Origin of the sequence: Mycobacterium intermedium (assembly GCF_002086275.1) — a bacterium.
GTDB classification, from domain to species: Bacteria; Actinomycetota; Actinomycetes; order Mycobacteriales; family Mycobacteriaceae; genus Mycobacterium; species Mycobacterium intermedium.
In genome coordinates this window covers 1-26,365 of the sequence record NZ_MVHT01000060.1, presented here as the reverse complement: position 1 = coordinate 26,365, position 26,365 = coordinate 1, and the positions used below count along the sequence as shown (strand labels likewise).

Below are 26,365 nucleotides of genomic sequence, written 5' to 3'. Positions count from 1 at the left end.
GCGTCAAGCAGTCGTGTCTGATCGAGCGTGGAGGGTTGTTGATGACAACAGCAGGTGGCGGTTACCCGGGTCCGGGTGGGCATGCAGCCCCTCCGACCCAGGAGGCGCATGTAGGTAGCGCCGACGGGTTGGCTGCCGAGGTACACACCCTCGAGCGGGCGATCTTCGAGGTCAAACGGATCATCGTGGGCCAGGACCAGCTCGTGGAGCGGATGCTCGTGGGGTTGCTGGCCAAGGGCCACGTGCTTCTCGAGGGTGTTCCCGGTGTGGCCAAGACGCTGGCTGTGGAGACCTTTGCCCGCGTGGTCGGCGGCACGTTTGCTCGTATCCAGTTCACGCCTGACCTGGTGCCCACCGACATCATCGGTACCCGCATCTACCGGCAGGGTAAAGAAGAGTTCGACACCGAACTCGGACCGGTGGTGGTCAACTTCCTGCTCGCCGACGAGATCAACCGCGCGCCGGCCAAGGTGCAGTCGGCCCTGCTCGAGGTCATGGCCGAACGTCACGTGTCCATCGGCGGCAAGACGTTCCCGCTGCCCAACCCCTTCCTGGTCATGGCCACCCAGAACCCGATCGAGCAGGAGGGCGTTTACCCGCTGCCGGAAGCCCAGCGTGACCGCTTCCTGTTCAAGATCAACGTCGGCTACCCCTCGCCCGAGGAGGAGCGCGAGATCATCTACCGCATGGGCGTCACCCCGCCCACGGCCAAGCAGATCCTGAACACCGGCGACCTGCTGCGCCTGCAGAACGTCGCGGCCAACAGCTTCGTGCACCACGCGCTGGTCGACTACGTGGTGCGTGTCGTCACCGCGACCCGTCACCCCGAGCAGTTGGGCATGAACGACGTCAAGAGCTGGATCGCGTTCGGCGCGTCACCGCGTGCCTCCCTGGGCATCATCGCGGCCTCCCGCGCGCTGGCCCTGGTACGCGGGCGCGACTATGTCATTCCGCAGGACATCATCGACGTCATTCCCGACGTGCTGCGCCACCGCCTGGTGCTCACCTACGACGCCCTCGCCGACGAGATCACCGCGGAGACCGTGATCAACCGCGTCATGCAGACGGTCGCCTTGCCTCAGGTGAATGCCGTTCCGCAGCAAGGGCATTCGGTTGCTCCGGTGATGCAGGGTGCCACGGCGGGCCGGTGACAGAAACTGGTCCTCCCGCGGGGAACCCCGCGGCTACAATCCCTCCGCCGTCGATGTTGCGCGGCAACATCGACGACCCCAAGCTGTCTGCGGCACTGCGGACTTTGGACTTGACGGTCCGGCACAAACTCGACGGCATTCTGCACGGCGATCACCTGGGCCTGATCCCAGGACCCGGTTCGGAGCCGGGGGAGTCGCGGCTTTACCAGCCTGGCGACGACGTCCGCCGGATGGACTGGGCGGTCACCGCGCGCACCACCCACCCACACGTCCGGCAGATGATCGCCGACCGGGAGTTGGAGACGTGGCTGGTGGTCGACATGTCGGCCAGCCTGGACTTCGGCACCGCCGTCTGTGAGAAACGAGACCTGGCGGTGGCGGCCGCGGCGGCCATCTCGGTGCTGAACGTCGGTGGCGGCAACCGGCTGGGCGCGCTGGTCTCCAACGGCGCCATCACAACCCGGGTGCCGGCGCGCTCTGGCCGTCAGCATGTGCACACGATGTTGCGCACCATCGCGACCACACCCCAGGCGCCGACCGGTGTGCGCGGCGATCTGGCGGCGACCATCGACGCGCTGCGCCGGCCGGAGCGCCGTCGTGGGATGGCGGTGATCATCAGCGACTTCCTCGGGCCGATCAACTGGATGCGTCCGCTGCGCGCGATCTCTGCCCGCCATGAAGTGCTGGCCATCGAGGTGCTCGACCCCCGCGACGTCGAGCTGCCGGACATCGGCGATGTGGTACTGCAGGACGCCGAGTCCGGGGTGACCCGCGAGTTCACCATCGACGAGCAGCTGCAGGCTGACTTCGCCAAGGCCGCGGCAGCGCACCGCGCCGAGGTCGCGCGCACCATCCGAGGTTGCGGCGCATCCCTCATGTCGCTGCGGACCGACCGCGACTGGATTGGCGACATCGTGCGCTTCGTCGCTTCCCGCCGGCGCGGAGCAATGGCGGGGCGCCGATGAACTTGCCGCTGCTCGGGCCGATGACGCTGTCCGGCTTCGAACACTCCTGGTTCTTCCTTTTCCTGCTGGTCATCGTCGCGCTCATCATCCTGTACGTGGTGCTGCAGCTGTCGCGCCAGAAGCGGATGCTGCGGTTCGCCAACATGGAGTTGCTGGAAAGCGTTGCGCCCAAGCGACCTTCGCGGTGGCGGCACATTCCGGCGATCCTGCTGACGCTGTCGCTGGTGCTGTTCACCATCGCGATGGCCGGCCCTACCAACGACGTCCGCATCCCACGCAACCGTGCGGTGGTGATGCTGGTGATCGACGTCTCGCAGTCGATGCGTGCCACCGACGTCGCGCCCAACCGGATGGCGGCCGCGCAGGAAGCCGCCAAACAGTTCGCCGACGAGCTGACCCCCGGCATCAACCTCGGCTTGATCGCTTACGCGGGTACCGCGACGGTGTTGGTGTCACCGACTACCAATCGAGAGGCGACCAAGGCCGCCCTGGACAAGTTGCAGTTCGCCGACCGGACGGCCACTGGCGAGGCCATCTTCACGGCACTGCAAGCCATCGCCACCGTCGGCGCGGTGATCGGCGGGGGCGACACTCCGCCGCCGGCGCGCATCGTGCTGTTCTCCGACGGCAAAGAAACGATGCCGACCAACCCGGACAACCCCAAGGGCGCCTACACCGCCGCGCGCACCGCCAAGGACCAGGGCGTGCCCATCTCGACCATTTCATTCGGCACCCCGTACGGCTACGTCGAGATCAACGACCAACGCCAGCCGGTGCCCGTCGACGACGAAACGATGAAAAAGGTCGCCCAGCTCTCCGGAGGGAACTCCTACAACGCCGCCACGCTGGCGGAGTTGAAGGCCGTCTACTCGTCGCTGCAACAGCAGATCGGCTACGAGACCATCAAGGGTGATGCGAGCACCGGTTGGCTGCGGCTGGGTGCGGTGGTCCTGGCCCTGGCGGGCATCGCGGCGTTGCTGATCAACCGCCGGCTGCCTACCTAGCGGGTCGACGCTCCGCGGCCGCGCCGCAAGCTGTCGTTTGCACCTAGCTTCCCCTGATGCTCCCGACCCTTGAGCCGTGACCGTCAGTCGCGGGCGATGACCGCCGAGGGCGGATACGACGCCGGAATGGGGTTGAGATTCAGCACGATCGGCGAGCCCGGTGGGACCGGGAGCACCCTGCTGAGGGTGAACCGCGCGCCGCGCGCCAGGTCTTGGGAATTGCACATGAACTCCGGCGTGGTCCGCAGCCGCCAGCGGTCCTGAGTCAGACACGCGCGCTTGCCGTCACGGCTGATGGCTAACGCCAGTGCCAGCGCGTCGGCCCACGATTCGTCGGTGCGCGTCTCCAACAGGATCGGCCGGCCGTGCGCGTGGGCGTTCAGGTAGGTCAGGGCCGCGGGGACCCCGGCGAGGTCATCGTGGTCCCGGTGCAGGGCCGGGGAGGTAGAGGCCATCCAGAGCCCGACGACGAGAGCCGACGCGGCCGCGACGACCGGTAGGCGCCGCAGCCACACCTGACGTTGCGCCGAAATGAGGACCACCAGCGCCGACGAGCCGAGCATGAGCAATGCCAGCGGCAGCGCGAAGGAGAAGGTTCCGATATATGAGGCATGGAGCTGGTCCACCCCGTACCAGGAGTAGAAACCGAACAAGCCGGTCCCCGCGACGGTCACCCACCAGAGGCGACGGCCGTAGTCGCGCGCTTGAGCCTTCGGCAGGGCGCGGACCAGCAGGAAAGTCCCGGCAAACAAGGCGATCATGAAGGCGGTGCCCGGCAGGGGCTTGGTGCCCCAGAACTGGACGACAAACCGTGCCGCGTCCAGCGGTGGGTTCGGGGCGCGGTGGCCGTAGGTGATGTACTTCGCGATCTCGCCCGGCCAGTGCAGGATCTCGTTGAGCACGATCGGTGTGAGGAACAACGCCAGCACACCCGTCGCGATCAGTACCTCACGGCGATGAGACAGCAGGTTGCGCCGCTGCGGAATCAGTACGGCTAAGGCCAGTACCGGGACCAGGACCAGAAACTCCGCGTGCCCATGTACCAGCAGGCTGCCGGCCAACACCATGATCCACAGGTGCCGCAGCCGGCCGGCGGCGACCGAGGCCCCTGCGAAGAGCAGTAGCAGGAACGGCGCGAAGCACGCGTGCGGTATCCAGGTCGAGCAGACCAGCTGGCTGTGCTCGGCGAGGAAGATAAGCATCACCCCGGCCGCGGCCAGCACGGCCGTCGCCGACCGAAGCCAGGAATAGAGGACCGTCAGTGCGCCCGCGAGCAGCGCCGCGTTGAGCGCCATGATCGCGATCACCTGCCCGTTGTAGGCAGCCGGAACGATGTGCAGGACGTCGTGGAACAACCACTCACCGACGGCCTGGATATAGAAGTACGCCGGGCCCGGGTGGTGGAACCCGACCCGGGAGTAGTGCCCCGTCAGCAGCTCGAAGTGCTTGGCCTCAATGGTGAGCATCGAGTTCGAGGCGGGGTCCCCGGCCTCGTAGATCGCCCGGGTAAACAGGTCCCGGTTACGCAGTAGGAGCAGCACGAACAGGCCCGCTCCGCAAGCTGCGAACAGCGTTGCGACGCGCGACTGCAATGTCCGAAGACGCGTCGACAAATCCCCCATTGAGTTTCAATCCTAGGGAGCGGAGCCGATTGCAGTGAAATCCCGATGAGGCGATAGGTTGGCGGGGTGACTGAATCAGCCACTGAAGCAACTACCGACGCCGCCGCAAAGAACGGCGGCAAACCCGCATTCGTATCCCGTTCAGTGCTGGTCACCGGTGGAAACCGGGGGATCGGGCTGGCGATCGCACAGCGGCTCGCCGCGGACGGCCACAAGGTGGCCGTGACGCACCGCGGCTCCGGGGCGCCGGATGGGCTGTTCGGCGTCGTGTGCGACGTCACAGACACCGAAGCCGTCGACCGCGCCTTCAAGGAGGTCGAAGAGCATCAGGGCCCGGTCGAGGTGCTGGTGTCCAACGCGGGCATCTCGGCGGACGCGTTTCTCATCCGGATGACCGAGGAGCGGTTCCAGAAGGTCATCGACGCGAACCTGACGGGGGCGTTCCGGGTGACCCAGCGCGCCTCGCGCAGCATGCAGCGCCGGCGCTTCGGCCGCATCATCTACGTCGGTTCGGTCTCGGGCATGTGGGGCATCGGCAACCAGGCCAACTACGCCGCCTCCAAGGCCGGACTGATCGGCATGGCTCGCTCGATCTCCCGAGAATTGTCCAAGGCCGGTGTGACCGCGAACGTGGTGGCGCCGGGTTACATCGACACCGAGATGACCCGCGCACTGGACGAGCGGATTCAGGCCGGGGCGCTGGAGTTCATCCCCGCCAAGCGGGTCGGCACCGCGGAGGAGGTCGCCGGTGTAGTCAGCTTCCTCGCATCCGAGGACGCGAGCTATATCGCCGGCGCGGTGATCCCGGTGGACGGCGGCATGGGCATGGGCCACTAACCAGAAGATTGGGACGGATAAAGGTATGGCAGGACTGCTAGAGGGCAAACGGATCCTGGTCACCGGGATCATCACCGACTCGTCGATCGCGTTCCACATCGCCCGCGTGGCGCAGGAGCAGGGCGCCCAACTGGTGCTGACGGGGTTTGACCGGCTGCGACTGATCCAGCGCATTGTGGACCGGTTGCCGGAGAAGGCGCCGCTGCTCGAGCTCGACGTGCAGAACCAAGAACACCTGGACACCTTGGCTCAGCGGGTCACCGACGTGATCGGTGAAGGCAACAAGCTCGACGGTGTGGTGCACTCGATCGGCTTCATGCCGCAAACCGGGATGGGCATCAACCCGTTCTTCGATGCGCCCTACGAGGACGTCTCCAAGGGCATTCACATTTCGGCGTATTCGTATGCGTCGCTGGCCAAGGCGCTGCTGCCGATCATGAATCCCGGTGGCTCGATCGTCGGCATGGACTTCGACCCCAGCCGCGCCATGCCGGCCTACAACTGGATGACGGTCGCCAAGAGCGCGCTGGAATCGGTGAACCGGTTCGTGGCCCGCGAAGCCGGGAAGGTCGGGGTGCGCTCGAATCTTGTTGCAGCTGGCCCCATTCGGACATTGGCCATGGCCGCCATCGTCGGCGGCGCGCTCGGCGAGGAGGCCGGCGCCCAGATCCAGCTTCTTGAAGAAGGCTGGGATCAGCGCGCTCCGATCGGCTGGAACATGAAGGATCCGACGCCGGTGGCCAAGACAGTGTGTGCACTGCTGTCCGATTGGCTGCCGGCCACCACGGGCGACATCATCTTCGCCGACGGCGGAGCCCACACCCAGTTGCTGTAGCGGTGCGTCACGGCGCAATGGAGTTCAGTGATATTTGACGCCATCCTGCTGTTGTCATTCGGGGGGCCAGAGGGACCCGAGCAGGTACGACCGTTTCTGGAGAACGTCACCCGGGGTCGCGGTGTGCCACCGGAACGGCTCGATGCCGTCGCCGAGCACTACCTGCACTTCGGTGGGGTGTCACCGATCAACGGCATCAACCGCGCACTGATCGCTCAGTTGGAGGCCGAGCAGGATCTGCCGGTGTATTTCGGCAACCGCAACTGGGAGCCGTACGTGGAAGATGCCGTTATAGCTATGCGCGACAACGGTATTCAACGTGCCGCTGTCTTCGCCACGTCGGCGTGGGGTGGGTACTCCAGCTGCACCCAATACGTCGAGGACATCGCGCGGGCGCGCCGTGCGGCCGGGCCGAACGCGCCCGAGTTGGTCAAACTTCGCACCTACTTCGACCACCCGCTGTTCGTGGAGATGTTCGCCGACGCCGTCGCGGCGGCCGCCCGCGAACTGCCCGCCGGGCAGAAAGATGTGGCCCGGTTGGTGTTCACCGCCCATTCCATCCCGGTGGCCGCCGACGCCCGCTGCGGCCCGAACCTGTACAGCCGCCAAGTCGCTTATGCCGCAAGGCTTGTCGCGACAGCTGCCGGTTACTCCGATTACGACCTGGTGTGGCAGTCGCGCTCGGGTCCGCCGCAGGTGCCCTGGTTGGAGCCCGACGTGGGCGACCATCTGACGACTCTTGCCGACAAAGGTGTCAAGGCGGTGATCGTCTGCCCGATCGGGTTCGTCGCCGACCATATCGAGGTGGTGTGGGACCTCGACGAGGAATTGCGAACCCAGGCCGAGGCTGCCGGCATCGCCCTGGCCCGCGCCAGTACTCCCAATGCCGATCGGCGTTTCGCCCGGCTGGCCGCAAGTTTGATCGACGAACTCCGTTGCGGCCGTGCGCCAGACAGGGTCCCCGACCCCGACCCGACCCCGGGATGTCTGGCCAGCGTCAACGGGGAGCCTTGTCGTCCGCCGCACTGTGCGCGGCGAGATGCCGTCTGACGAGGATCGTCAGTCCGACCATGCCGAGTGCAGGATCGCGCTGACCGCGGCCATGCGCGCCGAACGCACCACCCCCGCCAGCGGTCGCAGCGCGTCCGTGGCAAGTTCGGCTTCGGACAGCGACCGGGTTCCCACCGGGAGCTGACTCATCCCGGCGCTGACCGCCATGATCGCGTCCACGTGTGCGGCGTTCTCTAACACCCGCAGCGCGCGCGACGGCGCGTGGTCGGGGATCCGGTGCTGCCGCAGCGATTCCAGCATCTGCTCAACCAAGCCGCGCGGGTTGTCGATACCGCCTCCGGCCGAGCCCAGACCCAGTGCGCTCAATGCATCGGCGGCCGAACGCACCGCTGACCGCAACGCGAATTCGGCATCCCCGAGTTCGTGGTGGACCAGCACCGGCACGCCGGGCAGCGAGTACACCATCCAAGTCAGCGCACACAGTTCGGGTGACGCCGCGTCATCAGTATCGACGGTCTCGTCCGCGTCGACGTCGCTGTAGGAGAACTCCGGAACCAGACCGATCGCGGTGCTGGGGTCGGCCTGATTGGCGATGATCACCGCCTCGCCCGCAGCGAGTGCGTCCTGTTCGAACTGTGTTCCCGCGCATAGTCCGCGCACGTCGCCAGGTACGGGCAGCACCACATTGATCGCCCCAAATGCCGACGACGGCGGTCGCCCGACCGCCGCTCTCAGGGTCTGCAAGAGTGAAACCGTTCCGGCGTCGTTGACATCGGGCCACGGCAGCCCGGTGTGCCCCGCGGCGACCGCGTCGTAGGCGGCGACCGATTGCCTTGGCGCCCAGAGTGATAACGCATCCAGGACGTCGTCGGGCGCGGCCTTGCCCGCGAGCCAGGCATTGGCCCACATCGACAGCGAAACACTCGGACACCACATGATGTCGCAGTGTAGTTGTTCGCCGACGTTGTGGCGGATCACGCGTATTCTGTGCCCATGCCCGTGGCGCTGATCTGGCTGATCGCAGCGTTGGTGCTTGCCGGCGCTGAGGCACTCACCGGCGACATGTTCCTGTTGATGCTCAGCGGCGGCGCGCTGGCCGCGGCCGGCAGCAGCTGGCTGTTGGATTGGCCGCCGTGGGCCGACGGTGTGGTCTTTCTCATCGTGTCGGTTCTGATGCTGACGTTGGTCCGCCCGCCATTGCGGCACCGACTCTCCGGCAAGGGCGCGGTGATGGGTATCAAGGCGCTCGAAGGTAAGAGCGCGTTGGTACTCGACCGGGTCGCCCGCGACGAGGGCCAGGTGAAGCTCGACGGTCAGATCTGGACGGCCCGGCCGCTCAACGAAGGTGATGTCTACGAGCCTGGCGAGTCGGTCACCGTCGTGCATATCGACGGTGCCACCGCGGTGGTGTTCAGGAACGGTTAGCAGTCATCCAAGCGCCATAACGGCTCGAGAAAGGAATCCCGGTGGAAGGTGCGGTTGCGGGCTTAGTTTTGCTGGCCATCGTCGTGATATTCGCGATCATCGTGGTGGCCAAGTCGGTTGCCTTGATCCCGCAGGCTGAGGCCGCGGTGATCGAGCGGCTGGGTCGCTACAGCCGCACCGTCAGCGGGCAACTGACGTTGTTGGTGCCGTTCTTTGATCGCGTCCGCGCCCGGGTGGACCTGCGTGAACGCGTCGTGTCGTTTCCACCGCAACCGGTGATCACCGAGGACAACTTGACCCTCAACATCGACACCGTCGTCTACTTTCAGGTCACCAATCCGCAGGCGGCGGTGTACGAGATCAGCAACTACATCGTCGGGGTCGAGCAGCTGACCACCACCACGCTGCGCAATGTGGTGGGCGGCATGACCCTCGAGCAGACCTTGACTTCGCGTGACCAGATCAACGCCCAGTTGCGTGGCGTGCTCGACGAAGCGACCGGCCGGTGGGGGCTGCGGGTGGCGCGGGTGGAACTGCGCAGCATCGACCCGCCGCCGTCCATCCAGGCTTCGATGGAAAAGCAGATGAAGGCGGACCGGGAGAAGCGGGCAATGATCCTGACCGCCGAGGGCACCCGCGAAGCGCAGATCAAGCAGGCCGAGGGGCAGAAGCAAGCCCAGATTCTGGCCGCCGAGGGCGCCAAGCAGGCCGCGATCCTGTCCGCCGAGGCCGACCGCCAGTCCCGGATGCTGCGCGCCCAGGGTGAGCGCGCCGCGGCTTACCTGCGCGCGCAGGGTGAGGCCAAGGCCATCGAGAAGACGTTCGCCGCGATCAAGGCCGGCCGTCCGACCCCGGAGCTGCTGGCCTACCAGTATCTGCAGACGCTGCCCGAGATGGCGCGCGGCGACGCCAACAAGGTCTGGGTCGTTCCCAGCGATTTCAACGCCGCACTACAAGGGTTCACTCGCCTTTTGGGCAAGCCCGGCGAAGACGGCGTGTTCCGCTTCGAGCCGTCCCCGGTCGAAGACGTGCCGAAGCACTCGGCCGCCGAAGACGACGCCGATGTCGCCGACTGGTTCTCCACCGAGAGCGACCCGACCATCGCCCAAGCGGTGGCCAAGGCCGAGGCGATAGCCCGCCAACCGGTGGACGGCCCGCTGGCAGTCCCGCCCAGCCCGGCGAGTCCGCCGAGCCCAAGCCCGGCGGTTCGGGCGCCGAGCCCGGCCAGCCCGCCGAGCCCGCCCAGCCCGCAGGGCCCGCCGAGCTCCTACGGTGCGCATGGTGCGCAGCCAGGGCGTCCGGCGCAGCCGGGACAGCCAGGGCCGTACGGTCCGCCGCAGGGCCTGAATCGGTAGGTTTTCGATATGAGCGCTCTAACGTCACCGAAGACCTATGCAGCGCTGGCGGCGTTTCAGGCCGGCGACGCCGTGGCGTGTGCGATCCCGCTGACTCCGATCAAAGACCTTCTCGATCGACTGGACGTGCCCGAGACCGTGCGCCCGGTCATGCCGGTGGCCAAGGCTGCGTCGGCGATCGGGTTGCTGTCGGTCTATCGTTTCCCCGCCTTGGCGCGATTGACGACGGCGATGTTGACCTTGTACTTCGTCCTGGCGGTCGCGGCGCACGTCCGCGCTCGGGATTTCACGGTCACCGCGCTTCCGGCGGCGTCGTTCCTTGCGTTGTTCACGGTCATGACCGTGAAGGGACCGGACCAGACCTAGAGCAGACGCGGCCGCCGCGGCCGCGATGCTTCGCGACCGCGGCGGGACCGTGCGGTGGTTACCTCGGCGGGGCCGGTGACGGGCTAGGCGATGGCGATGCCGGCGTCTGGCCCGGCCCACCCTGCTGCGGGGCCCCCGGCGCACCGGGCCCACCCTGCGGGCCGCCCTGCGGTGGGGGACCGCCCGGGAACTGCGGCGGCGGGAACCCGCGGTGGCCTGGACCCATGGGCCCCATGCCTAAGCCCGGCCCGTTGGGACCCACCATCGGCCCAGGCGGGGGTCCCGGCGGACCGAAGCCGAGATGAGCGGCCGGTCCACCGGGTCCATGGTGTGGCGGCGGCCCGGGCGGGCCGGCGAAAGTGAAGAAGAACACGGCAGCCGCCGCGGTGAACAGCGAACCTACGAGACCGCCCACCAGTCCGGCGCCGACCACGATGCCGGTGGAATGACGGCGCTTGGCGGTCGGTTGGGCTGTCACCGGCTCAGCGGTAGCGACGGGTGCCGCGGGCGCCGAGTCGGGAGCGGTCTTGGATTCGTCGGAGGTCATACGGCTCCTCACGTCGTTGGTTGATGACAACCGCGAAGGTAGGAGCCTTAGTTGAAGAAAAGCTGAAGATTTCAGGGGGTCTCAGGGGATGGGTGGCGGCGCTGGCGGCGGTGGCACCGTGATCGCGGGGCTCGACGTGGGCGTTGGTTGGTTGCAGGCCGCGGTGGGTGGGGCCGGGAGGTTGGACGGCGGAGGTGTCGACAGCGACGCCGGGTAGGGCGGCGGGGGAAGTTCGACGCGGAATTTGAAGGTGACCCCGGTGACCGCGAAAACGGCGAGTGCGCCAATTGCCAAGCCTCCCACTGCCGCAGCGATCACGACACCGGTGGAATGGCGCGGCCCAGGCGCGGGTGGTGGCGACGGATCGGTGGTTCGGGCAGTGGTCATTCGAAGAAACTAGCGCGCTTACGCGTGATTCGGGGCTACACGTTGAAGAATGAGGTCATGAGCCGCGCCGCTCAGTTCAGTGTGGGAACACCGCGGGTGCTGGTGGTCGAGGACTCCGAGACCATCCGCGAAATGGTCAGCGAAGCCTTGACCGACGTCGGATACCACACCGAAACCCGTTGCGACGGAGAGCGATTGGAAGAAGATCTGGACGGTTTCCGGCCTGATCTGGTGGTGCTGGACGTGATGCTCCCGGGGCGTGACGGCTTTGCGCTCATTGACGTGATCCGCGGGTGGGGTGACATTGGCATCGTCATGATCACCGCCCGCGACGGCCTGCCAGACCGGTTGCGCGGACTGGACAGCGGAGCTGACGACTATGTGGTCAAGCCGTTCGAACTCGCCGAACTGGTGTCCCGGGTGGGCGCGGTGTTGCGTCGTAGGGGGCGGATGCCACGGGCGGTTCAGGTTGGCGACCTGATGCTGGACGTGGATGCCGGTGTGGCGACACGCGCCGGACATCCGTTGGGGCTGACCGCGACTGAATTGCGGCTGCTGGATTTCCTTGTGCAGCAACGTGGTCGGATCGTCAGTGCGTCTCAGATCCTCAACGCCGTGTGGGGCTATGACGCCTACGATCCCAACCTGGTGCAGGTGCACATCAGCGGGTTGCGACGCAAGCTTGAGGCCCACGGGCCGAGGATTCTGCACACCGTCCGCGGCATCGGCTATCGACTGCAACCGCAACTGTCATGACAACACCTGACGAGGGCTCGACGACGCCGACGCCGTCGCTGCAGTGGCGGGTGACGCTGCTGGTGGTGGCCCTACTGGCGGTGTTGCTGGTGGTACTGGGCGTCGTCATCGACGTCAGCCTGGGTCTGCAGGCCCGCAGGAGTCTGCACGATCGACTCGTCGCCGCCACGTCCCGCGCTGACGCGCTGGCCGCAGCCGACACGCCGCCCGAGTTGCTTGCCGCCGAACTCAACGGCGGCAGTGTGCGCGCGCTGCTCGTGATGGCCGACGGCACGACATACGGCGATTTGTCGATCAGCCCGGACACCCAGGCGGGGCCCACGGTTCCGCCGCCGCCCGCGTATCCACGCCCGGGCCCCCATCACGGTCCCGGTCCTGGTCCCGGTCCCGGTCCCGGTCCTGGTCCCGGTCCGGTCCCGGGCCTTCGTCCGCCGCCGCCCCCACCGCCGATGAACGGCACCGCGACGGTGGTCGTGCACCCGTTGCCGGACGGTGCCCGGTTGATTCTGGTCGCCGATACCACCCAGACCACCCAGGTGACCCGCCAGTTGCGTCAACTGATGATCGGTGCCGGACTGGCGACCTTGGTGGTCGCCGCGGTGTTGCTGATCGCGGTCAGCCGGGCGGCGTTGCGTCCACTGGACCGGCTCACGGCGTTGGCCAGAGACATCGCGGTCGGCGATCGTGGCCGCCGCCTGCGACCCCAGCGCGCCGATACCGAACTTGGCCGCGCCGCAAGCGCTTTCGACGAAATGCTGGATGCCTTGGAGGCGTCGGAATTGAAGGCGCGGCAGGCAGCGGAAGCGGCACAGCGCGCCGAGGAGGCGACCCGACAGTTCCTGGTCGATGCCGCCCACGAGCTGCGCACCCCGATCGCGGGCATCCAGGTCGCCGCGGAACAACTCGTCAACAGCGCCAACCAGCACGACGCCGACCCGGCGGCGCGCGGACAGTACCGCCGCGCCAGCCTGCTGCTGTCCGACGCCCGACGCGCGGGACGACTGGTCGCCGACATGCTGGACCTGAGCCGGATCGACGCCGGACTTCCGCTGGATCGCCAGATCACGGATCTAGCGGCCCTCGTGGACGCCGAAGTCCAGCGGACGGCGATGTTGGCACCGCAGGTGACGGTGACTCGGACCGGTCCGGACGCACTGGCCGCCGTGGTCGACTCGACCAGGGTGGAGCAGATCCTGTCCAACCTGCTCGACAACGCCCGCCGGCATACGCCCGAGGGGGGCTCGATCACCGTCGACCTCAGTGCCGATCGCGGCGTTGCCGCGGTGACGGTCACCGACACCGGCCCCGGCGTGCCCGACGACGAGCGCGTGCGCATCTTTGAACGGCTGGTGCGCCTGGACGCCGCACGGGCCCGCGACCACGGCGGCGCCGGGCTGGGTTTGCCCATCGCCCGCGCGCTGGCCCGGGCACACGGCGGTGAGCTGGTATGTCTGGCGCACGACGGTGGTGCGCGATTCCAGCTGACCTTGCCCCTGGGCTGACACCACGTCAGCAACCGCCGCGGACCTGCAGGATTACCGGCTCGTCGTTGGTGGGTGGGGACGGGCGGCGCCAAATGGGCCTGGCCGTCCTCGCTGCGGGTGCTGACCGCAACCATGGCCGCAATCTCGGCGCTGGTGCCTTATCGAGATTGCCGTGGTGGCTGTGCTTCGGGTGCTGACCGCAACCGTGGCCGCAATCTCGGCGCTGGTGCCTTATCGAGATTGCCGTGGTGGTTGTGCTTCGGGTGCTGACCGCAACCGTGGCGGCAATGTCGGCGTCGGTGCCCATCGAGATTGCCGTGGTGGCTGTGCTTCGGGTGCTGACCGCAACCATGGCGGCAATCTCGCCGGCCGGCGTCCATCGAGATTGCCGTGGCGGCTGTGCTGTGGGTGCTGACCGCAACCATGGCGGCAATCTCGCCGGCCGGTGCCCATCGAGATTGCCGTACCGGCTCGCGCCTCACGGCGACGCCAGCGTGAGTCCCCACGCGTCGAGCCACGGTTGCACCAGCTCCGCGACCGAGAAAGTGGCCGGAATCGAGCACCCGGGATTGGGGTCGTTGGGCCGCCCGCCGCGAATGTGAATGCCGACCGCGACCACGCTGCCGTCATCCTGAATGAGGTAGACGGGTCCGCCGGAATCCCCACACTGGCTGCCCGCCAAGAACACCACCTTGCTCTCGGTGATATCGGTGATCTGTCCGCACAAGGCCTGGCCGGACTTCATGCCGAACTTGCACAGCTGCTGGCCGATACGCAGGTCGCGCACTACACCAGCGACGGGTAGCGAACCGGTGATGGCCGAGGTCCGCGGGACTTTGTCGGAGTCGAGCACGACGAGGCCGATATCGTGATCTTCGCCGCGCGCGCCCTCGCTGACCGTCTGGTTGAACGTGCCAACCGTCGGATAGGAATCCGAACCCGCATTCATGCTCACCGTGCTGGCCTGACCGGGCTTGTTGCAGTGACCGGCGGTGAGCACGCCCGTCTGACCGGCATTCGTGCGCACCAGGAAGCCCGCGGTGCAGCCCATGCCGCCGCTGCCGTCGGCGTAGGTCACCGCGATGGCGGTGCCGGGTCCGATGGCGTTGGCCGGGGGCAGTTCGACGGGGGGCCGTACGGGTTTGACGAGCCTGGCCGGCAGCCAAAGGGCCGCGACAAAGCCGGCCGCGCAGAACAGCGCCACGACGGACAGTCGCCAGCTGTAGGTGCTCCGAGTAGCGCGGCGTCGGGCCAGCAACGGCCATGCCGCTACCACCAGGCACAACGCCGCCCCGATCACAAGCATGGCCACGCGGGCCGGCGCCGGTTGGGAATCCAAGCCGCTCAGCCAGCGGGTTGACGGCGATAATGCCGCATTTCGAATAGCAGGCCCGCGAACCCGAGTGCCCCGGTGCACACCGACACCACAAGAAGCCGTGGGTCGACGGCGCCGGTGAGCGCATCGCCGAGGATCACCACCGCCGCGGTTCCCGGCACCAGGCCGGCGAAGGTGGCCAGCAGGTACGGAGTAACCCGGACCGCGGATGCACCGGCCGCGTAGTTGATCGCGGAGAACGGCACGGCCGGGATCAATCGCAGTGACAGGACGGCCGGCCAGCCCCGCTCACGCAGTCGCTGGTCGAGTGCGTGCACCGCGTGGTGGCGCGTCAGGCTGTGCAACCGCCACCCGGCGACCCGCACCAGCAGCATCGCGATCACCGCGCTCGCGGTACTGGCGCCCACCGCGATCGCTATACCCAGTGCCGGGCCGAAGAGCAATCCGGCGGCCAGGGTGAATGCCGTGCGGGGCACCGGCACTACGGTCACGACGATGTGCGCCCCGAGAAACGCCAGCGGGAACCATGGGCCCACCGCTTTCGCCCAGTCGCGCATCTGCACTGCCGTAGGCAGCGGAACCAGCAACGCCACCGCGACCAAGGCTGTGATTCCTACCACGAAGCCCGCCACCCGTGGCCGGGAGACCTGACGCGCCGCCACACCGAGGGCGCCAGCGAACTCGCGCGCCCGACCGGTGGCTTTGCACAGGACAGGGGCAGTCACGGCATTCAAGGGTACGGGGCGAAAATGAATGTGTTGTGTCCTTAGGCTGGCGTTTCTTGTCACACCGCGGCGTCGGGACGCCAGGCGGGGCGGTAAATTCCGGGTGCGCAATCAACTAGCCTTATTAGTAAATTGCAGGCCGGAAGCAACGTGTCCTTGCTGCGAAAATAGGAGCAGTCGGTGTCCATTGATGTACCCGAACTCGCCGACCTAGAACAGGTTCGCGGGCGTTGGCGCAGTGCGGTAGCTGGGGTGCTGGCCAAGAGCACTCGTACCGACCCAGCCGAACTGGGCGACGAGCCCGAACAGCGTCTCAACACCCCCACGTATGACGGCTTTTCCATCCGGCCGCTCTACACGGTCTTCGATGAGCTGCCCGAAGCGCCGCTGCCGGGCGAATGGCCCTTCGTGCGCGGCGGCGACGCATTGCGCGACGTCAAGTCCGGCTGGAAAGTCGTCGAGGCGTTCCCGCTGCCCGGGCTGGCTACGGCCGAAGCAAACGACGCATTGCTGGCCGCGCTCAACGAAGGCGTGAGCGGGCTGCTCATCCGAGTGGGGGACTCCGGTGTGGCTCCCGATCAACTCGGGGCCCTGCTCCAAGGCGTGTACCTGAGCATGGCGCCGGTGATCCTGGACGCGGGCGCCCACTACCCGCAGGCCGCTGACGTTCTGCTGGCCCTGGCCGGTGAGGTGGACGCCGACCAGCGCGCGAAGGTGTCGATCGACCTGGGCGCCGACCCCCTGACGGCGACATTCAGCGACCGCGACGCCCCGTCCATCGAGGACGTGGTCGCCGTCGCCGCCCGCGCGGCCGGCCAGCAAGGGGTGCGGGCCATCACCGTCGACGGACCCGCTTTCCACAATCTCGGCGCCACAGCGGCGTGGGAGCTCGGGGCCACCATCGCGGCCGCGGTGGCCTACGTTCGGCTGCTCATCGAATCCGGACTGCCGCTCGGTGATGCGCTGGGGCAGATCAGCTTCCGGCTGGCCGCCGATGACGACCAGTTCATGACCGTGGCAAAGATGCGTGCGGCTCGTGTGCTGTGGGCGCGCGTCGCCGAGGTGGCGGGAGACGCGGACCGGGGCGCTGCGGTCGTGCACGCCGAAACCTCACTGCCGATGATGACCCAGCGCGACCCCTGGGTGAACATGCTGCGCTGCACGCTGGCGGCGTTCGGGGCGGGAGTCGGTGGTGCCGACACGGTGCTGGTGTACGCGTTCGACGTGGCCATCCCCGGCGGGTGGCCCGGAACCGCGACCAGCTTCGCCCGCCGGATCGCCCGCAATACCCAGCTGCTGCTGCTGGAAGAGTCCCACGTCGGCCGCGTGCTGGACCCGGCCGGTGGGTCATGGTTCGTCGAAGACCTGACCAAAGAGCTCGCCGAGCGGGCCTGGGAGCACTTCCAGGCCATCGAAGCCCGCGGTGGCTTCGCCGAAGCACACGACTGGCTGGCCGGACAGATCGGCGAGATCGCCGCGCGGCGTGCGGACGACATCGCGCATCGGCGCATCGCGGTCACCGGTGTCAACGAGTTCCCGAACCTGGGTGAACCCCCACTGCCGCAGGGCGACTCGTTGGGCCGAGCCGGACACGTGGTGCGCTATGCCGCCGAGTTCGAGGCGCTGCGCGACCGGTCGGACGCCTACCTGGCCAAGGAGGACAAGCGGCCGCAAGTGCTGCTACTGCCGTTGGGCCCACTGGCCGAGCACAACATTCGCGCCACGTTCGCAACAAACCTGTTGGCCTCGGGCGGTATTGAGGCCGTCAACCCCGGCACCGTCGACGCCGCGGGGGTGGCCGATGCCGTCGCGAAAGCCGGCTCTTTGACCGTCGCGGTGATCTGCGGCACCGACAAGCGCTACGCCGACGAGGCGGGCGATGTGGTGCGCGCGGCGCGCAGCGCCGGTGTTGAGCGTGTGTACCTGGCCGGACCGGAGCGGGCACTGGGGGAGGCCCAAGACCGGCCCGACGATTATCTGACCGCGAAAATCAATGCAGTCGAAGCGCTTTCGGAACTGCTGACCCGGTTGGGAGCCTAGATGACCGCCACCGTTCCCTCGATCGGCAGTTTCGCCGACGTACCGCTGCACGGCGAACGCCCCACCAAGCCGCCCACCGAAGAGGCGGTGCAACAGCACGTGGAGGCGGCCGCCAAGGCCAACCTGTACACCCCCGAGGAGTCGGTGTGGCAAACGCCGGAAGGCATTGACGTCAAACCGGTTTACATCGGGGCGGACCGTCGCGCCGTCGAGGCCGAGGGCTACCCGCTGCACACTTTCCCCGGGGAGCCGCCGTTCCTGCGCGGGCCCTACCCGACGATGTACGTCAACCAGCCGTGGACCATTCGGCAATACGCCGGGTTCTCCACCGCTGCGGAGTCCAACGCGTTCTACCGCCGCAACCTGGCCGCGGGTCAGAAGGGCCTTTCCGTGGCCTTCGACCTGGCCACCCACCGGGGTTACGACTCGGACCATCCGCGGGTGCAAGGCGACGTCGGAATGGCCGGTGTGGCAATCGATTCCATTCTGGACATGCGGCAATTGTTCGACGGGATCGACCTGTCCTCGGTGTCGGTGTCGATGACCATGAACGGCGCCGTGCTGCCAATTCTGGCGTTGTACGTGGTCGCCGCCGAGGAGCAGGGTGTGCCGCCGGAGAAACTGGCTGGGACCATCCAGAACGACATCCTCAAAGAGTTCATGGTCCGCAACACCTACATCTATCCGCCCAAGCCCTCCATGCGGATCATCTCCGACATCTTCGCCTACACCAGCGCCAAGATGCCGAAGTTCAACTCCATTTCGATCTCTGGCTACCACATCCAAGAGGCCGGTGCCACAGCCGATTTGGAGTTGGCCTACACGCTGGCCGACGGCGTCGAATACATCAAGGCCGGTCTGGACGCCGGATTGGACATCGACAAGTTCGCCCCACGGCTGTCGTTCTTCTGGGGCATCGGGATGAACTTCTTCATGGAGGTCGCCAAGCTGCGGGCCGGGCGGCTGTTGTGGAGCGAACTGGTGGCCAAGTTCAACCCCAAGAGCCCCAAATCGCTTTCGCTGCGCACACATTCGCAAACCTCGGGTTGGTCGCTGACGGCACAGGACGTGTTCAACAACGTGGCACGCACCTGCATCGAGGCCATGGCCGCCACCCAGGGGCACACCCAGTCTTTGCACACCAACGCGCTCGACGAGGCATTGGCGTTGCCCACCGACTTCTCCGCTCGCATCGCGCGCAACACGCAGTTGCTGCTGCAGCAGGAATCCGGCACCACCCGGCCGATCGACCCGTGGGCGGGTTCCTACTACGTCGAGTGGTTGACGCATCGGCTCGCGCAGCAGGCCCGCGCCCACATCGAGGAGGTCGCCGAGCACGGCGGCATGGCCCAGGCGATCAGCGAGGGCATTCCCAAGCTGCGCATCGAGGAAGCGGCCGCGCGCACCCAGGCCCGCATCGACTCAGGCCAGCAGCCGGTGATCGGGGTCAACAAGTACCAGGTCGAAGAGGACCACGAGATCGAGGTGCTCAAGGTCGAGAACAGCCGGGTGCGCGCCGAGCAGCTGGCCAAGCTCAAAGAGCTGCGGGAAAGCCGGGACAACGCGGCGGTCGAGGCCGCCCTGGCCGAGCTGAGTCGCGCTGCGGCGGCGCACGGCCCCGCCGGCGAGGATGGTCTGGGCAATAATCTGATGGCCCTGGCCATCAACGCGGCCCGGCAGAAGGCGACGGTCGGCGAGATCTCCGACGCGCTGGAGCGGGTCTGGGGCCGGCACCAGGCGGAGATCCGTACCATCGCCGGCGTCTACCGCGACGAAATCCAGGGAGGCGCCAACATCACCCCGCTCTCCAAAGCGACCGAACTGGTCGAGAAGTTCGCCGAGGCCGACGGCCGCCGGCCGCGCATCCTGGTCGCCAAGATGGGCCAGGACGGTCACGACCGCGGGCAGAAGGTGATTGCGACGGCCTTCGCCGACATCGGCTTCGACGTCGACGTCGGGTCGCTGTTCTCCACACCAGAGGAGGTGGCCCGCCAAGCGGCGGACAACGACGTGCACGTGGTCGGGGTGTCGTCACTGGCCGCCGGTCACCTGACCCTGGTTCCCGCGCTGCGCGACGCCCTGGCGGAGGTGGGCCGGCCCGACATCATGATCGTGGTCGGCGGGGTCATCCCGCCCGGTGACTTCGACGAGTTGTACGAGGCCGGGGCTGCGGCCATCTACCCGCCGGGGACGGTGATCGCCGACGCCGCGATCGGCCTGCTGCACAAGCTGGCCGAGCAGCTGGGATACACCCTGGGCTGATGCATACGGCGTTGACTCTGCGGCTATGGCGACAAAATGCGGGTAGGGCGCGCCCTGAGCGCAGAGTCAACATCCGATGACGTCGAAAAACTTGGCCGACGCTATCCGCGCTGGTGATCGCGCGGCCCTACCGCGGGCCATCACGATGCTCGAATCGACGCGCGCCGACCACCGCGAGCGGGCCCAGCAACTGCTGCTGGAGCTGCTGCCGGATTCCGGCAACGCCCACCGGGTGGGCATCACCGGGGTGCCGGGGGTGGGCAAGTCCACCAGCATCGAAGCGCTCGGCATGCACCTGATCGAGCAAGGGCACAAGGTGGCGGTGCTGGCCGTCGACCCCTCCTCGACGCGCACCGGCGGTTCGATCTTGGGTGACAAGACCCGGATGGCCAGGCTGGCGACCCACCCGGACGCCTACATCCGCCCGTCTCCGACTTCGGGAACGTTGGGCGGGGTGGCGAAGGCCACCAGGGAAACGGTGGTGTTATTGGAGGCCGCCGGGTTCGACATCATCCTGATCGAGACGGTCGGTGTCGGCCAATCCGAGGTCGCGGTGGCCAAAATGGTCGACACCTTCGTGCTGCTGACCCTGGCCCGCACCGGTGATCAGTTGCAAGGCATCAAGAAGGGCGTGCTGGAACTCGCTGACATCGTCGTGGTGAACAAGGCCGACGGCGACCACCTGCGGGAGGCGCGACTGGCCGCGCGCGAGCTGTCCGCGGCCATCAGGTTGATCTACCCGCGCGAAACGCTCTGGCGGCCACCGGTTCTCACCATGAGCGCGGTGGAGGGCAGTGGACTGGCCGAGCTGTGGGAGACCATCGAGCGGCACCGCAAGGTGCTCACCGACGCAGGCGAGTTCGAAGCCCGTCGGCGTGATCAGCAAGTGGACTGGACCTGGCAGATGGTTCGTGACGAGGTCCTGGACCGGGTGCTGTCTCACCCAGAAGTGCGCAAGATACGTGCCGAGGTGGAGCGTCAGGTCCGGGCGGGGGAATTGACGCCGGCGCTCGCTGCTCAGCAAATTCTGTCAGTCGCGACGCAATAACGGAAAGGTAAATTAATCATTGTTTGCCAGCGCTTATCTGAAACTCCTAGTAAATTCGACGCTGTGACGGTAGACATCGGAGTCAATCGCCGCGCGGACCCTTACCACGGTGCTCCTGACGCAGGGCATGGTGTGTTTGGCGCTGCGGACTCGCACTTTGCTTGCGTCGTTCGTGCCTTTTCCACCATGTTCCCCGGGCACCGGTTCGGCGGCGGGGCTCTGGCGGTCTATCTCGACGGCCAACCCGTCGTCGATATCTGGAAAGGGTGGGCTGACCGGGACGGGGAGGTGCCCTGGTCGGCAGACAGCGCGCCCATGGTGTTCTCGGCGACCAAGGGTATGGCCGCCACCGTCATCCATCGCCTCGCCGATCGGGGGCTGATCGACTACGACGCTCCAGTTGCCGAGTACTGGCACGAGTTCGGGGCCAATGGCAAATCGGAGATGACGGTTCGCGATGTCATGCGACACCAGGCCGGCCTGTCCGGGCTGCGCGGCGCGACTCAAGAAGACTTGCTGAATCACGTTGTTATGGAGGAGCGACTTGCCGCAGCGCCTCCCGGCCGCCATCTAGGCAAACCCGCCTATCACGCGCTGACGTTCGGCTGGCTGATGTCGGGCTTGGCCAGGGCGGTCACCGGCAAGGACATGCGGGTGCTGTTCCGCGAGGAGCTTGCCGAACCGTTGGGCACCGACGGCATCCATCTCGGGCGCCCGCCGGCGAACGCCCCCACTCGGGCGACCCAGATCATCATGCCGCAGGACATTGCCGCCAATCCGGTCCTGACCTCCGCCGTTCGAAAAATCGCCCATCAGTTCTCCAGCGGCTACCGGTCCATGTACTTCCCGGGCGTCATCGAGAGCGTCCAAGGCGACACGCCCATGCTGGATGCGGAGATACCGGCGGCCAACGGCGTCGTGACGGCCCGGGCGTTGGCGCGCATGTACGGCGCGCTGGCCAACGGCGGCGAGATCGACGGCACCCGGTTCCTGTCGCGGCGATTGGTGACGGGGCTGACCGGCGAGCGGATGATTCAACGGGATCGCAACCTCGTCGTACCGCTGAATTTCCACCTGGGTTATCACAGCTTGCCGTTCGGCAACGCCATGCCGGGCTTCGGTCACGTCGGAATGGGCGGCTCGGTCGGCTGGAACGACCCGTCGACCGGAGTGGGTTTCGCGGTGGTGCACAACCGGTTGCTGACACCGTTCGTGGTGAGCGACCATGCCGCCTTCGTTGCCCTCTACCGGCTGGTCCGGGAGGCCGTGGCCAAGGCGCGCAAGCGCGGTTACAGCCCGGTGCACGGTATCGGGGCGCCGTTCTCCGAGCCGGACGAGGCGGTCGGTTAGACCTGCGAGCTCAGGTCGCGAAGTCGCCGAATGTGGGACTTACTTGTCCGCGAGCTATGTTGCTGCTGGCAACGTACCCACCTCGGCTTGTTGTTCGTCACCTGACGTCTCTCGACCGTCGATCTTGCAGAGCACATCGAGCAAGCCTTGCAGGCCACGTGCTCAAAGTAACTGAGGCACCAACACCGGCCACGCGCTCAAATCATGTGGGCGCCCTGCCCATCTTCTGTAAGATTTTCTAGATCTGGGTTAGTATCTAGGCGCGATAAGCCCTTTGTCGTTCGCGGGGCGGTCGCGGGAACGTCTGAAGGTTGGGCTCATTGTGCCGTGGAACGTGTTGCCGACCGCGCACGAAGAGCAGGCACTCATTACCCGCTCCCCTCGGCCGTGATCGCGACGGCGCGACTCAAGAGGTAGCTGCCAAACGTCGATCCATCTCTGCTGCTAGCGGGCTCATGGATCCTCTTCGTGGAGGTTCTGCGCGTGCTTTTCATGCATGAAGTACACAAGGTGCGGGCGTGCGCCAAGGGCGCTTTCCAGGCGCTGTTTCGCGAAGGCTGGATGCCGATGCTGGGCGCCAGCGACGACGCCAGGTTGCTATGGTACGCCGACCAAATATGCGGCAGCGGACCAAACAGTAGCGTCACGACGATCACTGCGATTCAGGATGGAGTCGCATGGGACCACCTTTGTCGGCGGATCCAAAATGGTGACTTGAACAAGTGGATTCGCGAGATCGACCAGCTTCGCCATGAGGTCGAAGCCAAGCTGCTCGTACCGCTGCCCTGGTCGCCGTTGCGGGACGTCGCGCTTGACAAGGTCCCGATCGGCGGGGTGCAGCATGCCTCGAGTATCTACATCGAAGAGACTTTGTGGCCTTACCGGAATGCCTTACCGGCATGCGTCGAACGTTGCGGCGAGTTGTATGCCAGCAGCCTGGAGGGTCCGTCTTCCATGTGTAATATGCGCGCCGCGTTTCAGCCCGCGCTGGTCAGCCAGCTGCAAAATGAGGTAACGCTGATTCAGCGTATTCAGCGGCCGGACGCGCTATTTGATCTGTTGCGTACCCGGACGCCCGGGGAGTGTCGCACTCCTGGAGCTTGGATGCATGATGCGTTGGACCTGCGCGAGTGGACGCGTCGGCTGTTGCGCACCTCTACGTGGTCACCCATGTGGTAACAGGGGCTCGGTGTTGCGCGTGGTCTCTATCTCTATGCTGGTCGGCCCGTCCGGTCCTGGCGGCGACAAGGCAGGACTACCTGGAAGAAGTTCTAGGAAAAAACTGGAATTTCTTCTATAGTCTACTCGATGGATCGCATGCATGCTTTTTCGAACGACCTTCTCGCAGATCACGATGCGATGACGCTTGCGGTCCTGGTCAGGGACGGTCATGTCAGTCCAACTGAGCTGGTGGCAGCAGTGCGCCAACGTGCACGACGCGTCGCCGACCTGGCGCCAATTGCGTTTGAAACATTCGATGGGTCGGCTCCCTCAACGGCCGGGCCGTTCTTTGGTGTCGCAACGTTCGTCAAAGACAACTTGGATGTGGCCGGAATGCCGAGTGGCCACGGTAGCGAAGCTTTTACTGCCAAGCCAGCCAAGTCTGACGATCCGTACGTTAAGCAATTGCGGGCAACGGGGCTGGCGTTGGTTGGTAAGAGTCGGCTTCCCGAGTTCGGATTCAATGCGACAGCCGAGTATCGGACCGGGTTGCCGGTGCGTAATCCGTGGAACCCGGAGTACTCGGCTGGGGGCTCCTCGGGCGGGGCCGCAGCACTCGTGGCAAGTGGAGTGGTTCCTATTGCGCATGCCAATGACGGTGGCGGGTCAATCCGTATCCCCGCCGCATGTACCGGACTGGTCGGGCTCAAGCCGACCCGGGGCCGTCATGTGCGTACCTCGATGGAGGCAGTCTTTCCGGTGAAAGTGGTCTCGGAAGGTGTCTTGACCCGCACCGTGCGTGACACTGCGGAATTCCATGCCGCCATGGCGAGAGTCTGGAGTAATCCGCATCTGCCACCATTAGGCCGTGTCGAAGGGCCGGGTTCCCGATGCCTGCGCATCGGCGTCACCGTCGCAGATGCTGACGGCGTCGAGGTGCACCCGCAGATCAGGGACGCTGTCGAACGTGTCGCCAAGGTGCTTGAGTCGCACGGCCACATTCTCGAGCCTGTCGCTACAGTAGGGGATCGACAGTTCACCGACGATTTCACCATGTATTGGGGTTTGCTTGCCACGATGTCAGCGGCCGGCGGCCCGATCGCCTTCGGCCGAGACTTCGACGTCAGGAAAATTGACGGCCTTACAGAAGGACTGCGGCGCCACTTTGCCCGCAACATCCGCAAGGCCCCTGGCGCAATACGGCGCCTACGCAAGCTCGCGAGGTCCCGCTTCCGTCACATCACCGACTGCGATGTGGTCCTGTCGCCCGTGGTCGCACACGCTGTGCCACCGCTGGGACATCTGAGTCCGACGACGCCATTCGACGTCCTGCGGACGAGACTCTTGCAGTTCGCGGCTTTCACTGCGCCGAATAACGTCGATGGCACACCGGCGATATCACTGCCTGTTGCACTCTCCCGAGAAGGGCTGCCCATTGGGGTGCAACTCGCCGGCCAATTCGGCGGCGAGCAGACACTACTTGAACTCGCTTATCTGATCGAGGCCGAGTGTCCACGCCCCCGAATTGAAGAGACCCGCACGCATGGGCGGATCTAAGACATACGAATACTCGTTCACGAACGCGGTGCTCACCGACGGGACTTGATCGACGTGCCGGGTATGAACCGAACGCTCGATGTTGACGACCAATCGGTGCTGCTCGCAGCTAAGCGGGTATTTCCCGGCCGGCGTCACTGCGCTCGAACGAATTGCCACTCGCCAACGGAACAGCGCCGAGGGCCCACGGCTTGCGCAACGGGCACCAGGCCTGCGCGCGTCTGGCGCAAGCATTTATCGCACCTACGGTAAGAGGCACACGGTCGCAGTCGTGCTGCTTCGCCGGTTGCGAAGGGCTCCGGTCAGGTTTAAGGAATCCCTAAGAATCTGGAAACTCTTCTATCTATTATCTGGAAGAAGTTCTACAGTCTGTAACTGGTTCGTCCCGAGTGAGTTCCAGATCTCGTCTCCGGGGCTGCATTGCGGCGTTGATTGCGGCGCTGTATCGGCAGGTGAGGCGCTTCGGGCGGGCTTCCATAACCAGTCTGAGTAGGGGTAGCCGATGTCATTTGTGACGATTTTGCCTGAGGCGCTAACCGCAGCCTTGACCGATATAAGCGGGATTGGCTCATCGATCCAAGCCGCTAATGCGGCTGCGGCCGCTTCGACGACGCAGATGGCGGCTGCGGCTCACGATGAGGTGTCCCTGGCACTCTCTGAACTGTTTGCCGCCCACGGTCGGCAATATCAAACGGTCAGCGAGCAGGCAAGCCTGTTTCACCAGCAATTCGTACAAGCTTTGCGCGGGAGTGCCGAGGCCTTTGCAACCGCCGAAACGCTGAACGCGTCGCCCCTGCAAACGGTTGAGCAACAGCTGTTGGGACTGGTTAATGCGCCCACAAATGCGATTTTCGGACGGCCACTTATCGGTAACGGTGCCGATGGCGCACCCGGCACGGGACAGGCCGGTGGGGCGGGTGGCATCTTGTTCGGCAATGGCGGCAATGGCGGCAGCGGCGCAGCCGGGGTCAATGGTGGGGCCGGCGGATCTGCCGGACTGTTTGGTCATGGAGGCAACGGCGGGGCCGGCGGCGTCGGGGCCAACGGCGGGGCCGGCGGGTCCGGTGGCCTGTTCTACGGAAACGGCGGGTTGGGTGATATCGGCCGTGTGAACTTGGGGTTGGGCAATGTCGGTGACGGG

The 26,365-nt window shown here is 66.2% G+C and carries 23 protein-coding genes and 1 pseudogene; 18 read left to right on the top strand and 6 right to left on the bottom strand.

The features are described 5' to 3' along the window. Positions 1–41: 41 nt before the first annotated feature. From moxR1 to BST27_RS19835, 3 genes are read left to right on the top strand one after another with little or no spacing between them, the layout of a single operon-like run. Positions 42–1,151: a chaperone MoxR1 gene (moxR1, locus tag BST27_RS19845; protein WP_069421737.1), complete on the top strand. Its 1,110-nt coding sequence runs from the start codon at positions 42–44 to the stop codon at positions 1,149–1,151. A gap of 53 nt (positions 1,152–1,204) precedes the next feature. Beyond that, on the top strand, positions 1,205–2,116 hold the full coding sequence (locus tag BST27_RS19840; protein ID WP_069421716.1) for a DUF58 domain-containing protein: 912 nt from the start codon (positions 1,205–1,207) through the stop codon (positions 2,114–2,116). Next, the gene (locus tag BST27_RS19835) at positions 2,113–3,120 is read left to right on the top strand and encodes a VWA domain-containing protein (RefSeq protein WP_069421717.1); all 1,008 of its coding nucleotides are present in this window, start codon (positions 2,113–2,115) and stop codon (positions 3,118–3,120) included. The genes BST27_RS19840 and BST27_RS19835 overlap by 4 nt, the downstream gene beginning before the upstream one ends. A gap of 83 nt (positions 3,121–3,203) precedes the next feature. Here BST27_RS19835 and BST27_RS19830 read toward each other — a convergent pair whose 3' ends face one another. Then, on the bottom strand, positions 3,204–4,742 hold the full coding sequence (locus tag BST27_RS19830) for a hypothetical protein (RefSeq protein WP_069421718.1): 1,539 nt from the start codon (positions 4,740–4,742) through the stop codon (positions 3,204–3,206). 66 nt (positions 4,743–4,808) lie between these two features. On the opposite strand from BST27_RS19830, the gene fabG1 reads away from it, so the two are divergent. The 3 genes and pseudogenes from fabG1 (at position 4,809) to BST27_RS19815 (ending at position 7,508) form a co-directional block, all read left to right on the top strand. Beyond that, positions 4,809–5,579, top strand: coding sequence for a 3-oxoacyl-ACP reductase FabG1 (gene fabG1, locus BST27_RS19825; protein ID WP_069421719.1), 771 nt, complete (start codon positions 4,809–4,811; stop codon positions 5,577–5,579). A gap of 25 nt (positions 5,580–5,604) precedes the next feature. Further along, positions 5,605–6,414, top strand: a complete 810-nt coding sequence (gene inhA, locus BST27_RS19820; protein ID WP_069421720.1) for an NADH-dependent enoyl-ACP reductase InhA — start codon at positions 5,605–5,607, stop codon at positions 6,412–6,414. Positions 6,415–6,441: 27 nt separating this feature from the next. Then, positions 6,442–7,508, top strand: a pseudogene (locus tag BST27_RS19815) (ferrochelatase). Here the strand turns inward: BST27_RS19815 and BST27_RS19810 are convergent. Then, the gene (locus tag BST27_RS19810; protein WP_069421738.1) at positions 7,474–8,361 is read right to left on the bottom strand and encodes a hypothetical protein; all 888 of its coding nucleotides are present in this window, start codon (positions 8,359–8,361) and stop codon (positions 7,474–7,476) included. The pseudogene BST27_RS19815 and the gene BST27_RS19810 overlap by 35 nt on opposite strands. Positions 8,362–8,418: 57 nt before the next feature. Between BST27_RS19810 and BST27_RS19805 the strand changes: the two genes are divergently transcribed. The 3 genes from BST27_RS19805 to BST27_RS19795 are packed head-to-tail and all read left to right on the top strand — an operon-like array spanning position 8,419 to position 10,571. Continuing rightward, the gene (locus BST27_RS19805) at positions 8,419–8,850 is read left to right on the top strand and encodes an NfeD family protein (RefSeq protein ID WP_069421722.1); all 432 of its coding nucleotides are present in this window, start codon (positions 8,419–8,421) and stop codon (positions 8,848–8,850) included. Positions 8,851–8,891: 41 nt separating this feature from the next. Next, entirely contained in the window at positions 8,892–10,205 is a 1,314-nt protein-coding gene (locus BST27_RS19800; protein WP_079220004.1) for an SPFH domain-containing protein, read from the top strand. A gap of 9 nt (positions 10,206–10,214) precedes the next feature. Continuing rightward, entirely contained in the window at positions 10,215–10,571 is a 357-nt protein-coding gene (locus BST27_RS19795) for a DoxX family protein (protein ID WP_069421723.1), read from the top strand. Positions 10,572–10,629: 58 nt separating this feature from the next. On the opposite strand, the gene BST27_RS19790 is transcribed toward BST27_RS19795, so the two are convergent. Beyond that, the gene (locus tag BST27_RS19790) at positions 10,630–11,118 is read right to left on the bottom strand and encodes a hypothetical protein (protein WP_232007414.1); all 489 of its coding nucleotides are present in this window, start codon (positions 11,116–11,118) and stop codon (positions 10,630–10,632) included. An 81-nt stretch (positions 11,119–11,199) separates the two neighbouring features. Then, positions 11,200–11,505: a hypothetical protein gene (locus BST27_RS31510; protein WP_139805257.1), complete on the bottom strand. Its 306-nt coding sequence runs from the start codon at positions 11,503–11,505 to the stop codon at positions 11,200–11,202. A 57-nt stretch (positions 11,506–11,562) separates the two neighbouring features. Here BST27_RS31510 and BST27_RS19785 point away from each other — a divergent pair, with 57 nt between their 5' ends. Further along, complete coding sequence (locus tag BST27_RS19785; RefSeq protein WP_069421739.1) at positions 11,563–12,261, top strand: response regulator transcription factor; 699 nt, start codon at positions 11,563–11,565, stop codon at positions 12,259–12,261. Further along, entirely contained in the window at positions 12,258–13,763 is a 1,506-nt protein-coding gene (locus BST27_RS19780; RefSeq protein ID WP_069421724.1) for a sensor histidine kinase, read from the top strand. Before BST27_RS19785 ends, BST27_RS19780 begins: the two co-directional genes overlap by 4 nt. Positions 13,764–14,223: 460 nt before the next feature. Here the strand turns inward: BST27_RS19780 and BST27_RS19775 are convergent, their stop codons facing one another. Together BST27_RS19775 and BST27_RS19770 are read right to left on the bottom strand one after the other, a co-directional pair. Then, complete coding sequence (locus BST27_RS19775; RefSeq protein WP_232007416.1) at positions 14,224–15,051, bottom strand: S1 family peptidase; 828 nt, start codon at positions 15,049–15,051, stop codon at positions 14,224–14,226. Positions 15,052–15,089: 38 nt separating this feature from the next. After that, complete coding sequence (locus tag BST27_RS19770; RefSeq protein ID WP_069421725.1) at positions 15,090–15,806, bottom strand: TVP38/TMEM64 family protein; 717 nt, start codon at positions 15,804–15,806, stop codon at positions 15,090–15,092. A gap of 180 nt (positions 15,807–15,986) precedes the next feature. Between BST27_RS19770 and mutA the strand changes: the two genes are divergently transcribed. The 7 genes from mutA to BST27_RS19735 form a co-directional block, all read left to right on the top strand. Then, positions 15,987–17,846 carry a methylmalonyl-CoA mutase small subunit gene (mutA, locus tag BST27_RS19765; RefSeq protein ID WP_069421726.1) on the top strand — a complete coding sequence of 620 codons (1,860 nt, stop codon included), beginning with the start codon at positions 15,987–15,989 and terminating at the stop codon, positions 17,844–17,846. After that, positions 17,847–20,108: a methylmalonyl-CoA mutase gene (gene scpA, locus BST27_RS19760; RefSeq protein ID WP_069421727.1), complete on the top strand. Its 2,262-nt coding sequence runs from the start codon at positions 17,847–17,849 to the stop codon at positions 20,106–20,108. 76 nt (positions 20,109–20,184) lie between these two features. Further along, on the top strand, positions 20,185–21,156 hold the full coding sequence (gene meaB / locus BST27_RS19755) for a methylmalonyl Co-A mutase-associated GTPase MeaB (RefSeq protein ID WP_069421728.1): 972 nt from the start codon (positions 20,185–20,187) through the stop codon (positions 21,154–21,156). A gap of 63 nt (positions 21,157–21,219) precedes the next feature. After that, positions 21,220–22,506 carry an esterase/beta-lactamase LipL gene (gene lipL, locus BST27_RS19750; RefSeq protein WP_069421729.1) on the top strand — a complete coding sequence of 429 codons (1,287 nt, stop codon included), beginning with the start codon at positions 21,220–21,222 and terminating at the stop codon, positions 22,504–22,506. Between the two features lie 468 nt (positions 22,507–22,974). After that, entirely contained in the window at positions 22,975–23,685 is a 711-nt protein-coding gene (locus BST27_RS19745; protein ID WP_232007415.1) for a hypothetical protein, read from the top strand. Between the two features lie 129 nt (positions 23,686–23,814). Beyond that, the gene (locus BST27_RS19740) at positions 23,815–25,224 is read left to right on the top strand and encodes an amidase (protein ID WP_069421730.1); all 1,410 of its coding nucleotides are present in this window, start codon (positions 23,815–23,817) and stop codon (positions 25,222–25,224) included. Positions 25,225–25,726: 502 nt separating this feature from the next. Further along, on the top strand, positions 25,727–26,365 hold a 639-nt coding region (locus BST27_RS19735), incomplete at its 3' end, for a PE family protein (RefSeq protein WP_139805256.1).